Origin of the sequence: Burkholderia sp. Bp9015 (assembly GCF_003853505.1) — a bacterium.
GTDB lineage: Bacteria > Pseudomonadota > Gammaproteobacteria > Burkholderiales > Burkholderiaceae > Burkholderia.
In genome coordinates, this window is the sequence record NZ_QTPZ01000037.1 from 1 (window position 1) to 12,921 (window position 12,921).

Below are 12,921 nucleotides of genomic sequence, written 5' to 3' on the forward strand. Positions count from 1 at the left end.
AACGTCGGCTACGGGATCATGAACGGCCAGAAGCCGGCCAACCCGATGATCCTGATCGAGCCGACGCTCGTCACGCGCGACAACGTGAAGGCTTACAAAGGCTGGAGCTCGCACTGACCCGTCCCAACGCATCCCAGGCCTGACACGACCATGACCTCACTGACCCAAACGCGCGCGTGGCGCGCGCTCGCCAGCCATCGGGACGCGTTGTCCGGCGTCTCGATTCGCGCACGATTCGACCGCGACCCGGCACGCGCATCGCGCTTCAGCCTCGAGGCGGCCGGGCTCTTCGTCGACTACTCGAAGAACCCCGTCGACGACGAAACCATCGCCCTGCTGGTCGCCCTCGCCCAGGACGCGGGCGTCGATGCGTATCGCGACGCGATGTTCGCCGGCGAGCGCATCAACCGCACGGAGAATCGCGCGGTGCTGCACGTCGCGTTGCGCGATCGTTCGGGTACGCCGCGTATCGTCGACGACGTCGACGTGTCGCGGCAGGTCAGCGACGTGCTGGCCCGGATGCGGCGCTTCTCCCACGCGGTTCGCTCCGGTGAGTGGCGCGGCCACACGGGCCGCGAGATCACCGACATCGTCAACATCGGCATCGGCGGCTCGGACCTGGGGCCGAAGATGGTGTGCGAGGCGCTCAAGCCTTACGCGCACGAACGGTTGACGATGCATTTCGTGTCGAACGTGGATGCAGCCGACATCGCCGAAGTGCTCAAGCGCGTGAACCCGGAGACGACGCTGTTCATCGTGTCGTCGAAGACGTTCACGACCCGCGAGACGCTCCTGAACGCCCATACCGCCCGCGCCTGGCTGCTCGACAGCGGTGCGCCGGACTCGGCGATCGCCCGCCACTTCGTCGCCGTTTCGACGAATGCCACGGCCGTTGCGGAATTCGGCATCGATACCGGCAACATGTTCGCGTTCTGGGACTGGGTGGGCGGACGCTACTCGTTGTGGTCCGCCATCGGGTTGCCGATCGCGATCATGGCCGGCATGGACGCGTTCGAGCAACTGCTCGACGGCGCGCACGCGATGGACCGTCACTTCGCGCAAGCGCCGCTGGCCCGCAACCTGCCCGTCCTGCTCGCCCTGATCGGCATCTGGCATCAGAACTTCCTCGGTACGACGAGCCAGCTGATCGCGCCATACGACAACTATCTGCACCGGTTGCCCGCATACCTGCAGCAGCTCGACATGGAAAGCAACGGCAAATCGGTGACGCTCGGCGGCGAGCGCGTCGATTACGCCACCGGCCCGGTCATCTGGGGCGAACCGGGTACGAACGGGCAACACGCGTTCTTCCAGCTCCTGCACCAGGGTACCGCGATCATCCCGACCGACTTCATCGTGTGCATGCGGCCGCATCACGCGTTCGATCATCACCATGCCGTCCTCGTCGCAAACTGTTTCGCGCAGTCGGAGGCCTTGATGAACGGATCGCGCTCGACGACCGAACCGCATCGCAATTTCGAAGGCGACCGGCCCACGAACACGATCTGCCTGGACACGCTCGATCCGGCATCCCTCGGCGCGCTGATCGCGTTGTACGAACACAAGGTATTCGTACAAGGCGTGGTATGGCGGATCAATTCGTTCGATCAATGGGGCGTCGAACTCGGCAAAAAGCTCGCGGTTGCGATCGAGGGCGAGTTGCTCACCCCCGCGCAGATTCACTCGCACGACGGCTCGACCAACCAACTGATCAACCGCTTCAAGACGCGGCGCCACGCTGCGGCCTGATCTCCCGAATCCCATCATGAAGCTACCGCGACTGGTCATCTTCGGCGAAGCCCTGACCGATTTCATTCGAGACGACACGAACCGCTGGCACAGCGTTGCCGGCGGCGCATGCTGGAACGTCGCGCGCGTCGGCGCGCGCCTCGGCACGCCGACCGGCTTTGCCGGTGCCGTGAGCGCCGACATATTCGGCGACGAGCTCATGCAAAAGAGCGCCGAAGCCGGCCTCGACATGCGCTTCACGCAGCAGGTCGACCGCCCGCCGCTGCTTGCGATGGTGGTCGAGACGCGGCCGCCGAAATATTTCTTCATCGGCGAGAACAGCGCCGACCTCGCGTTCGATCCCGCCGCGTTGCCTTCGGACTGGCTCGACGCCGCCGAGATCATTCATTTCGGCTGTCTCGGCCTGGTGCGCGAGCCCCTCGCCTCGCGTCTGATCGACATTGCGCTCGCGGCGCGCGCCGCCGGCAAGCGGATTTCGTTCGATCCCAACTTTCGCGCGCCGATGGCCGACCCGTCGTACCGCGACACCTTGCGCACGATGATCGGTCTATCGGACTACATCAAGGTGTCCGACGAGGATCTCGCCGGCCTGTTCCCGGAATTCGACGAGGCAGCCGCACTCGCGCAAATCCGTGCGTGGGCGCCGCAGGCTGCGGTGCTCGTCACGCGCGGCGCGGCCGGCATGGAACTCTTCGCCGGTGATGAAACGCTGGTTCAGCCGGGCTTCAAGGTCACGGTCGCCGACACGGTCGGCTGCGGCGACGCGTGCGTCGGCAGCTGGATGGCGAGCCTGCTGGCGCGCCCGGACGCGCCCGCGACGGAACATCTTCGGTTCGCCGCCGCCTGTGCGGCGCTCGTCGCGTCGCACGCCGGCGCCTATGCGCCGACGGCGGCCGAAGTACATGCGCTGATCGAATCGGCCAACGCAGCCACGAGCGAAACTCCATGAATGCGCACCTCCCGTTCTCCGATACCCAGGCTCCGTTCGAATTCGTGCTGTTCGGCGGCACCGGCGATCTCGCGATGCGCAAGATCCTGCCGGCGCTCTACTCCGCTCACCGCGATGGCCTGCTCGCCCCCGCGGGACGCATCATCGCGGTTGCGCAGAACGAACTCGATACCGCCGGCTACCTCGACTGGGTCGACGTGTCGGTGCGACCGCATCTGACGCAGGCCCGGTTCGATGAAAGCGCGTGGCGCGGCTTCCGCGAGCGGCTCTCGTACGTGGCGCTCGACGCAAGCCAGGCCGGCACGTTCTCGCGTCTGGCCGACGCGCTCTCGCCGGCGTCGTCGCGCCAGATCTTCTATCTGGCAACCGGGCCATCGCTGTTCGTGCCGATTTGCCGCGCGCTCGCGCAGGCAGGGCTCGCCCCGCCGACCTCGCGAATCGTGCTCGAAAAACCGTTGGGCTACGATCTCGCGTCGTCGACGGCGATCAACGATGCGGTCGGCCAGATTTTTTCCGAAGAGCAGATCTACCGGATCGATCATTACCTCGGCAAGGAAGCCGTGCAAAACCTGTTCGCGCTGCGGTTCGCCAACGTGATGTTCGAGCCTCTGTGGCGCCGCGAATGGATCGACAACATTCAGATCACGGTTGCCGAGGAACTCGGCGTCGGCGGGCGCGGCGGCTTTTACGACCAGACCGGCGCGCTGCGCGACATGGTGCAGAACCATCTGCTGCAGTTGCTTGCGATCGTCGCCATGGAACCGCCTCAGTCGATGGAAGCCGACGCCGTGCGCGACGAGAAGCTGCGCGTGCTGCGCGCGCTCAAGCCGCTCACCGAGGAAGCCTTGCATCAGAGCGTCGTGCGCGGACAGTATCGCGCGGGGGTGGTCCGCGGAGAGTCGGTACCGGGTTACCTCGACGAATCCGGGATCCGGGCCGACAGTCCGACCGAGACGTTCGTCGCGCTCAAGGCCGAGGTCGAGAACTGGCGCTGGGCCGGCGTGCCGTTCTTTCTGCGCACCGGCAAGCGGCTGGCGCGACGCGTGGCTGAAATCGTCGTCACGTTCAAGCGCCCGCCGCATTCGACGCTCGGTCCAACGGCGCTGCTGGCAGGCTCGAACCGGTTGACGATTCAGCTGCAACCGGACGAATCGATTCGCCTGAGCACGCTCGCGAAGCGGCCGGGGCTCGGCATGACCTTGCAAGGCGTCTACCTCGATCTCGCGTTCGACCGCTTCTTTCAGCAAGACCGGATGGAGGCGTATCAGCGCCTGTTGCTCGACGTGATCGCCGGCCGGCTCGCGCTGTTCGTGCGTCGCGACGAGCAGGAAGCCGCATGGCGTTGGGTCGCGCCGATTCTCGACCTGAAAACGGCGCCCAAACCCTATTCGGCCGGAAACTGGGGGCCTGCGCAGGCCAGCGCGTTGCTGGCGAGATACGGCACCTGCTGGAGCGAGGAAGAGAACTGATCCGCTCCGGCATGCCTCTTCCTATCGTAGAAGCGTTCTCTCCGACTACACGTGACGAAGCAATGAATACAGTCTGGCATCTCAAATGGGCGCACGGCGCGTTCGATCTCCATGCAGCAGGGGGTATGCTCGGCGGCGTTGCATTACAGCAAGGCGGCCGCACGATCCGTCCGTTTTACGAAGCGCCGTGGATCGGCCAGGCCGAGCCGCAACCCGCCGGGCTGCTGGGCGTCATGCGAAGCGAATTCCCGTGCGTGCCATTCGGTGTTCCCTACTCTCCCGACCGACTGCCCCCCGGCTGGCGGAAAGCCGCCGCAACGCCGATCGTCCCGGATGACGTCGCACTCGACACCAGCGACGACCTTCAGCATGGTTACGGCTGTACCGGCGTGTGGTCACTCGTGAGGCAAACCGCACACGAGATCGAAATTGAAATCGCGTACCCCGAGACATCGTCGATCGCACGACTGACTCGCATCGTGCGCGCCGATCCGGCTCGCGCTGCCTTCGACATCGTTCTCCGTATCGAAGCGCGCAAGTCGGCTCGCTGCCCCATCGGTCTGCACCCGAATCTCGCGCTGCCGACGCTCACCGGCGCATTCCGAATCGAGCCCGGCACGTACCGTTTCGGCATGGTGCACCCGGCAGGTCCGGAACCGCGCGTATCGAGCGCGCTTGCCGGCGCGACGTTCGAAACACTCGAGCGCGTACCGCTTGGCGAGGGCGGCTTCGGTGCATTCGACCAGCTACCGCTCGCGCAGCCCACGGAAGAAATCCTGCAGCTCTGCGGAATCGACGGTTCCGTCACGATGACCGACGCCGTCGCCGGCACACGCTATCGCCTGACCTGGGATGCCGATGCGCTGCCGTCACTGCTGTTGTGGATCAGCAACCGCGGACGTGCGTACGCGCCGTGGAACAGCCGCAACCTCTGCGTGGGCATCGAGCCGGTCGCGAGTGCATTCGAGCTTGGCCGTGCGGCTTCGCTCGCGGCCAATCCGATCAATTCCCGCGGGGTCCGGACGGCACTTGCATTGAACCCTGGCACGCAAACTGAAATCGCTTACCGATTCGAGGTGCTCGCCGCACGTTAGGCGTGCATTGTGGATCGGACTGATCGCGCTCCGGATCGTCGGCAAGGGGCGCCGGCCCAAGCCCGGCTTCATGAGCATCGGACGGTCCAGCATTTCATATATGAATAGTTGTACTACGTTACTCGCCCGTAGTTTCGCCCAACATTAATACCGACCAAGGAGATCTCTTCGTCCAGCTTGCCCGGCTGGACATGCCGCAAGCGAAGAACATTTCACTTTCCCTGTTGATACTCGATCCGTTTTTCACGACAGATAATTTCGTTTTACTTAATTTATTCAATAAAAGAACTGACCGGGTCTGTTGTGCCGCAGTAACACGTTTTTTCTTTCTGACAGGTTTGGAGACAATTATGAAAAAAGCAATACTCACCGCCACGTTGATGTCCGCAGGCATCGTCGCCCACGCACAAAGCAGTGTCACGCTCTACGGCCGCCTCGACGCCGGCATCGAGTACCTGAGCGGCATTGCCAACGGCAATGGCGGCACGACGAGCCGCTGGCGTGCCGAAAGCGGCGACTGGGGCACCAGCCTGTGGGGCTTGAAGGGCTCCGAGGATCTCGGCGGTGGAAACAAGGCGGTCTTCCACCTCGAAGGCTCGTTCAATGCGATGAACGGCAGCCTCGGCGGCACCGGCTCCATCTGGGATCGCTGGGCAACGGTCGGTTTTTCCAACGACGCTTACGGCACGCTACTGCTCGGCCGCGAGCTCTCGATTTCGAACGGGTTGTGGGACTTCGATCCGCTCGGCCAGACATCCTGGTCGTCCGGTTCGCTCGTGCGCGGGCGCAACTGGAACAAGACGAGCAACAACATTTCGTACCAGTCGCCGAGCTTCTACGGTTTCGACGTGTACGGCCAGTATTCGCTGTCGAACGCAACCAGCTGGAATGGTAACGGCACGACCGCACAAGGTCGTGCCGACGGCCTGCAACTGACCTACACGAATTCGTACTTCCAGGTGCGCGGCATCTACGACGAGGCGCGCGACGTCAACGGCAAGTTCTCGGACGTGTTCAACTATTCCCGGGAGTACTTCGCGGGCGTGAACGTATTCCTCGGCCAGTTCAAGCTGCAGGCGGCCTATCAGGCCTCGCACGCGAACGGCGCGCCGACCGCCAACAACGGGATTACGTCGACGCAGCAGGTCTGGGGCGGCGTCACGTGGCAGGCGACACCGGCTGCGGCCTTGACCGGTGCCGTCTATCACGTCAACGCAAACCACGGCGGCGGCAACGCCAACATCTATACGGTGGGCGGCACGTACAACATCTCGAAGCGCACGCTCTTCGACATGCAGATTGCTACCGTTCGCAACAGCAAGAACGCGAACTTCGGTCTGGAGTCGAACGCGGCGGGTGCCGGCGGCCCGATCGCCGGCGGCGGCTACAACGACAATCCGACACCCGGGCATAGCCAGACGGGTGTCTATGCGGGCATCCAGCATTTGTTCTGATTCGATCTCGCACACGGGTTGGAAGCGCCATGCCCTGCCGCTTCTGGCACCGCGTCCGGGTGCGATGCGCCGTCAGGCCATCGCACCGCACGCATCGACAGAATGCCAAGCCTGGAATCGATCCGAATGCGCGCCGGGCCAGCCGACCGGACGCATGACGCCACCCGCCGGGGCGACGCGGAAATCAGCCATGCAAGCGAAACGGAATACACGGGCAGGCTGGAAATGGCATGAAGAGGGAAAGCACGTTCACGACGACGTGGCCGACAGATCGCCCGGCTTGCCGCACACGCCGCTCAGCGAGCGCGCATGGCCGAGCCAGAGCACGAGCGAGCCCGTCGACACGGCGCCCAGCACGACGAATGCGGTCGGATAACCGAAGTGCTGTGCGAGCACGCCGCCCAGCGCCGGACTGAGCGCCGCGCCGATACCCTGCGCGGTCGCGACGGCGCCCTGCCCGACGTTCACGCGGCCGGAACCGTGCAGCAGGCGCACGACGAGCGCCGGCACGACGACGCTTTGCAGGCCGGCACCGATACCGTCGAGCACTTGCACCGGCCAGACGCCCGCCTCGCTCATCAGCATCGCGGCAAGCGCGCCGCGCACCGGCAACACCAGATAGGAGAGCAGCAGCACGCGCCAGTATCATTTCCTTTTTCAGTGGATCGGCCGGCGCCACGATTACTTGATCAACTGCATCCCTGCAACCTTGGAGGCCAGCACGTCGAAAGTAGCCGTGTACTCGCACTCCGCTACATGCCCAGAACGCTCGATCAGGCAGTCAGCGAAATCCGCCTTTGCGGATGCCGCGAAAACGCGAAGTGCCTTTCGTACCGTGTCAGCACTTTCGATAATCAGTTCTTTGGTGCCGATCATCGAGTCGATGATGTCCTTCATCTGCTCTCGTTCGACGCCGTAGCAGCGCCCGAGTACCCACACGACCTCGACCAATGCAACCTGCGAAACGTACCCCGGCCTCTCGGCCGACAGGGACTCCATCAGTAGCGTCGCCTTCTTCGCCTGAACCTCGTCGTCTTGCGCGAAGTAGCGGACCAGCACGTTTGTATCCAGTCCGATCATCGCGCCGACGCCCCCTGCTCAGCGATGGCCCGATTCATGTCATCAATCGACACCGGTTTCGCAGGCTTCTTCACAACGCCCTTGAGCGCTACGAGCGAGCGCGTTGCCGGATAGACCTCATACCGGCCTGTCGCCTCGTTGAAGCTGAATTCGATCCGGTCACCGGCCTCCAGGCCAAGTTGATTTCTTACGTCTACCGGAATTGTGACCTGACCCTTTGACGTGATGGTTGCCGTAGTCATAACGATACCCCCTTATTCCTTACTTTATGGTAAGGAGAGTCGAAAAGCAAGGGAGCCACGGACGCATCGCGCTGCCACGAGAACATCGAGTTCCAACGACACAATCCCGAGCAAATTGTCCGGACTATCGCCAAATACATCCCACTCGATTGTCAATCCAGTGGCTGGAGCCTTGTGGGAGCGGCGTTTCCGCGCAGTCATGCGGCGTCGACACCGTCAGCGATACCGAAAATCCCGCCCAGCACTTAACAGCTTTCGTCGAACAGCACCGGAGAACCCAAGCCCGCTCTTGTTTCAAAAATCACAGACACCGGTGTCTCCGGACGATTCGTTAGCGCGATACCGTCGCTGATACCGTCAGGCTTGTTCGAACGCGGTCCTCGATACCGTCACAACTGTAGTCCGGCGCAAAAAGGTGGAAGCGTCGATCGAGCAGCGCAAACAAGCTCCCTCGCGGCGGCATCTCGAAGCTGGATTTCCACCTGCGGAAACCCGCCCTGCTCAAGCGGGTTCGATTGAGGAGTGAGCCTGCCACTGCCCTATTCGGGCGATAGGCGTTTCATGAATATTCTATATAACTCTCCGTAATTCGGTAGCTCGTTGTGCCGAGATAGCCATTCGTCCGGCAGGCCGGCGATCGCGCGGAACCGCGGATAAAAATCACGCCGTCGATCGGGATCGAGCGTCGCAACCGCGTCTTTGGCTTGTCGAGAGAGGTGCCGCGGTGACCAAATCTCGCCGCGTTCGTTTATGACGACCACCAGCGATCGATGCGTAAAGGCACTGGTGTCCCCACTGCGTCCGCTCGACTTTCCCCACCATCCGGTTGCGCTGTTACATCCGGCGCACAACATTCCCAGGTCAACCAGACGCCTCCTGACGCTTACGCGTCGGGACCGGGCTTTCGCGCTGCGCGTCGAGCCGCGTACCGCGTTTCGGCCCTATCGGGCATCAACCCCAGGCGCAGCTGGCAACTTCGTTAGCTTCTACGCGGCGCCTCATGCCCGGTCACCCGAGGCATGGCATGCACCCGACTCCCAGGTTCCCGCCCTTGACCCGCGACCGTAGCCGATAGCGGGCAGGCATCAAGGGGCGAGGGACCGTGTTGCCCGCACCCCTCCCTCGCCTTTTTCCTTGACGCCTGCCCGCTATCGGCTCCTCCAGTCGCACGGGCGGGAACCCGGGAGCCTGGCGGCAGCAAAGCCAACCCCGAGTTCCACCGGGAGGTGTTCAGCCGCAACGGCAAGTCACATCCCTTCGCCCGGTTCAGGTCTTCAACCTTGACTGTGGAGATTGCCATGCAACTCGCTTCCTCTTTCCATTACGGCTCCCCAATGCTGCGCGCTGACTCACCCCTCTCGGACGATCAGATTCGCCGCGTTGCTCCCTCCATCTTCGCGGACGGCAAGCACGAAAGCCGCTCCGCGCGCTACACCTACATTCCCACCATCGAAGTGCTGCGCGGCCTCCGCAACGAAGGCTTTCAGCCGTTCATGATCTGCCAGACCCGCGTGCGCGATGAGGGTAAGCGCGAATCCACCAAGCACATGCTGCGGCTGCGCCATGCCGATCAGATCACCGGCGAGGAAGCCGATGAAATCGTGCTGTTGAACTCGCACGATGGCACGAGCAGTTATCAGATGCTCGCAGGCACATTCCGGTTTGTGTGCCAAAACGGCATGGTCGCCGGCGACAACATCGCCGATATCCGCGTGCAGCACAAAGGCAACATCGTTCAGAACGTGATCAACGGCGCGTTCGACGTGCTCGACGGCTTCGACTTGATCCGCGAGCAGAAGGACGGCATGCGCGCTGTGACGCTCGATCGCGACGAACAACATGCGTTCGCCCGCTCCGCCCTCGCGCTGCGCTATGACCCGAGTGGCGCCGAGGCACCCGCCCCGATCACCGACAGCCAACTGCTCGCCCCGCGCCGCTTCGAGGATCGCCGAGAAGACCTTTGGACCGTCTTCAACCGCGTGCAGGAAAACCTTACGAAGGGTGGGCTGCACGGACGCTCACGCTCGGGCCGCTCCATGTCCACGCGCCCCATCACCGGCATCGACCAGAACGTGAAGCTCATACGCGCAAGCCGGCAACGGTATCTCGCGGGGTGAGCTATTGGGCGCGCTGATCGAACGGGGAGAGCTGGGCGCCGCCGTCAATGCGTTTTTCGAGCGGCACGATCTCCTCATCTGCCCGGTGTATCCCGACGTGGCCCCCTCACTTACCGAAGTGAGTTTGAACGAAGCGTCGTTTCCGCATTTCACGGCTTGGTGCAATCAGCTGGGACTGCCGGCGGCAAGCCTCTATGCCGGTATGACCGCCACGCGCTTGCCCGTCGGCATCCAGATAGTAGGCAGTCGCCATGCCGATGCATTGGTGTTGTGGGCGAGCCATCTGCTCGAACGCACGTTTGGGCGCCCCCCGTTCGGTGAGCTGACACGCGAGCTCTCCGCCGCTGCGGCCGGAGCAACGCCTGCCTAACGAGCTAGGAGCAGAAGTGGACTGGATCTCACCTGGATGCTTTAGCCAGGGTCACGATCGGAGCTCAGGTCCAACTCCGAATCCAGCACCAGCTTCTGCTGCAGCGCAGCGTGCACTGTGCGCAGCTGCGCATACGCTTCGTCCATGTGCTCGGTCATGAGCTGCGCGACCGCGTCGGCATCCCGGCGTCGCGCGGCGTCCAGTATCGCGCGGTGCGCGGCAACCGTGTGCCGCCCGAATGCCTGATAGTCCTGCTGCGTCACGTTTCCCGCCACGATCACGAGCGTGTGCAGCATCTGATTGATGATCAGGCACAGGCTGCGCAGAAACGCATTCGGATGCGCAGCAGCCAGTACATCGTGGAAATGGATATCCTCGTGTCGCTGGTCGAGCGCCTCGGCGTGACGTGCCTCGAACGGCTCGCAGACGGACACACTGCGCTCGAGCGCATCGAAGTCCGCGTCGCTCAGATGGGGAACCGCACCCGCCGCCACCATAGGTTCCAGCGTGCGGCGTACCGCATAAATGTCCTCGAGCGTGACGCTCTCGAAAAACAGATAGTTCTGCAGCGACTGGAATGCTCGAGCCAGTGGCACGCGCGTAATCGTCGCCCCGCCATCCGGCCCGGTACTCAGGCTCACGAGCCCTTGCATCTCCAGCGCCTTGAGCGCATCGCGCATCGAGCCGCGGCTGACGTTGAACATCTGCTGAAGCTCGGCCTCCTTGTTCAAGCGCTTTCCTGGCCGTGCCTGCCCGTCGTTAATCCAACGCTTGATCTGCTCGGCCACTTGGTCGCCGCGCTTGATTGCGCGCGAGCCTCGCTTATCCGGCTGCGCCGGCGACATCTTCTTTTCGGTTGTCGGTTTTCGCCCTGCCATATCGGTCACGTCCGTCGTTGGCCATTCACTGCTGTATTCCGGCGCCATTATCGGGCATCCGCGCCCGATACGGACAAATTTCCGGTTCCATGCAAGCCTCCCTCCCAAGGTTAGGAGTAGCCGGGATAGTGACCAGGACCTACGCTGCAATCCGAACACCATACGCCGAGTACCCATCAATTCCCTGCATGTCGGTCACTCAATGTCGGTAGCCACCAGGAGAAATCCCTCATGTCACGGTCGGTGAAGTCGTCTCAGATGCAATCCACGCTTGCGACCATCCAGGCCAAGCTCTCGGCCGACGGGCTGGAACTGGATCAGCTTGCTGCACGCATGCGTTTGCACGGCCCGGAAGCCGACCGGACTCGGCAGATTCCAGACGCAGTTTGTCCACCCTCGGACGTACCTGTGCTGAACTTGAATCTCGTTCCGGCCGCGTATGGAGGTTGCGTGGACGTGCAATCCCTGATGTCGCGCACCACACTGATGGAATATCTCGGATATGCAGACGCGGCACTAGCACTCGCGCTGCCCGGCCCCGGCCTCGCAATGCCGCCCGTCCTCGCACTCGGCAGCGGCGAGCAACAGACCCGCTTCTTCGAACGATTTCGCAGCGACACCCCGCGCTGGGGTGCGTTTGCCATTACGGAACCCGACTGCGGCTCGGATGCGACCGCAATGCGGACCACCGCTCGCAAGACGGCGCGCGGCTGGGTGCTGAACGGCACCAAGTGCTTCATCACCAATGGCGCACGCGCGGACGATGTCATCACGTTCGCCACCATCAATCGGCACGCTGGTCGCTTCGGTGTTCGAGCATTCCATGTCGATCGCAATACCCCGGGTTTCTCCGTCGATCGCGTCGAGCAAATGGCGGGGCTGCGCGCCAGTCAACTCGCGGTTCTCTCCTACAACGACTGCGAAGTACCCGACGACGCACTTCTCAGACGCGGTGACGAAAAGCCTCTCAACGACGCGTTTTCGGGCGCACAACACGCATGGGACTACTTCCGCCCTCTACTTTCCGCGGTCATGGTCGGCGCATGTCAACGAGTACGCGACGATCTCGCGGCCTACTTCGACGCAGGCGGACATCCTGTGAATCAACGCCATCGCACTGCCGACGTGAACGACGCTCTGCTCGATATCGATCGGCAAATCACTACAGCCCAGTTGCTCTGCCGACACGCCGCGTGGAAAACAGATCAAGGAATGGCCACTTCGGAGGACGCGTCAATGGCCAAGGCGTACGCGTCACAAGTAGCCGCCCGCATCACCCGAGCTGCAATCGAACTCGCCGGCCTTGATGGTATCGCTGCCTTTCCGTCGCTTGAGCAAAGCTATCGCGATGCAAAGGCCTTCGACATCATGGAAGGTACCGGGGACCTGCAGCGACTCATGATTGCTCGCTCCACACTCCGCTCGGCTTCTCTTCCCTGGGAGGTCATCTCTCCCGCGCCGCACCGCTCTACAGAAGCGCACCCATCCTGAACCCATCCGAAACTTCGCACTGGAGATC

The 12,921-nt window shown here is 63.1% G+C and carries 11 protein-coding genes and 2 pseudogenes; 9 read left to right on the top strand and 4 right to left on the bottom strand.

Annotation, left to right across the window (positions count from 1 at the left end):
- The 6 genes and pseudogenes from DIE12_RS30125 to DIE12_RS30150 all read left to right on the top strand — a co-directional run.
- Positions 1–117 (top strand): annotated as a pseudogene (locus tag DIE12_RS30125) (ABC transporter); the annotation flags it as partial.
- 33 nt (positions 118–150) lie between these two features.
- Positions 151–1,749 carry a glucose-6-phosphate isomerase gene (pgi, locus tag DIE12_RS30130; protein ID WP_124524072.1) on the top strand — a complete coding sequence of 533 codons (1,599 nt, stop codon included), beginning with the start codon at positions 151–153 and terminating at the stop codon, positions 1,747–1,749.
- Between the two features lie 16 nt (positions 1,750–1,765).
- A complete protein-coding gene (locus DIE12_RS30135) occupies positions 1,766–2,698 on the top strand; it encodes a carbohydrate kinase (protein ID WP_124524074.1) in 933 nt (310 codons plus the stop codon).
- Positions 2,695–4,167, top strand: coding sequence for a glucose-6-phosphate dehydrogenase (gene zwf, locus DIE12_RS30140; RefSeq protein ID WP_124524076.1), 1,473 nt, complete (start codon positions 2,695–2,697; stop codon positions 4,165–4,167). Before DIE12_RS30135 ends, zwf begins: the two co-directional genes overlap by 4 nt.
- Positions 4,168–4,229: 62 nt before the next feature.
- Complete coding sequence (locus DIE12_RS30145) at positions 4,230–5,261, top strand: hypothetical protein (RefSeq protein ID WP_124524078.1); 1,032 nt, start codon at positions 4,230–4,232, stop codon at positions 5,259–5,261.
- A 350-nt stretch (positions 5,262–5,611) separates the two neighbouring features.
- Positions 5,612–6,715 carry a porin gene (locus DIE12_RS30150; RefSeq protein WP_124524080.1) on the top strand — a complete coding sequence of 368 codons (1,104 nt, stop codon included), beginning with the start codon at positions 5,612–5,614 and terminating at the stop codon, positions 6,713–6,715.
- 249 nt (positions 6,716–6,964) lie between these two features.
- Here DIE12_RS30150 and DIE12_RS30155 read toward each other — a convergent pair.
- From DIE12_RS30155 to DIE12_RS30165, 3 genes and pseudogenes are all read right to left on the bottom strand, one after another.
- Positions 6,965–7,360: pseudogene (locus tag DIE12_RS30155) on the bottom strand (MFS transporter); the annotation flags it as partial.
- Between the two features lie 36 nt (positions 7,361–7,396).
- Entirely contained in the window at positions 7,397–7,795 is a 399-nt protein-coding gene (locus tag DIE12_RS30160) for a PIN domain-containing protein (RefSeq protein ID WP_124489704.1), read from the bottom strand.
- Positions 7,792–8,037 (bottom strand): AbrB/MazE/SpoVT family DNA-binding domain-containing protein, encoded by a 246-nt coding sequence (locus DIE12_RS30165; RefSeq protein ID WP_124489703.1) that lies wholly within the window; start codon positions 8,035–8,037, stop codon positions 7,792–7,794. Before DIE12_RS30165 ends, DIE12_RS30160 begins: the two co-directional genes overlap by 4 nt.
- A gap of 1,298 nt (positions 8,038–9,335) precedes the next feature.
- On the opposite strand from DIE12_RS30165, the gene DIE12_RS30170 reads away from it, so the two are divergent.
- Together DIE12_RS30170 and DIE12_RS30175 are read left to right on the top strand one after the other, a co-directional pair.
- The gene (locus tag DIE12_RS30170) at positions 9,336–10,154 is read left to right on the top strand and encodes a DUF932 domain-containing protein (RefSeq protein WP_124524082.1); all 819 of its coding nucleotides are present in this window, start codon (positions 9,336–9,338) and stop codon (positions 10,152–10,154) included.
- A gap of 4 nt (positions 10,155–10,158) precedes the next feature.
- Positions 10,159–10,524, top strand: coding sequence for an amidase family protein (locus DIE12_RS30175; RefSeq protein ID WP_260429049.1), 366 nt, complete (start codon positions 10,159–10,161; stop codon positions 10,522–10,524).
- 41 nt (positions 10,525–10,565) lie between these two features.
- On the opposite strand, the gene DIE12_RS30180 is transcribed toward DIE12_RS30175, so the two are convergent.
- Entirely contained in the window at positions 10,566–11,402 is an 837-nt protein-coding gene (locus DIE12_RS30180) for a FadR/GntR family transcriptional regulator (RefSeq protein ID WP_124551442.1), read from the bottom strand.
- 231 nt (positions 11,403–11,633) lie between these two features.
- Here DIE12_RS30180 and DIE12_RS30185 point away from each other — a divergent pair, with 231 nt between their 5' ends.
- Positions 11,634–12,893 carry an acyl-CoA dehydrogenase family protein gene (locus DIE12_RS30185; protein ID WP_124523437.1) on the top strand — a complete coding sequence of 420 codons (1,260 nt, stop codon included), beginning with the start codon at positions 11,634–11,636 and terminating at the stop codon, positions 12,891–12,893.
- Positions 12,894–12,921: the final 28 nt, after the last annotated feature.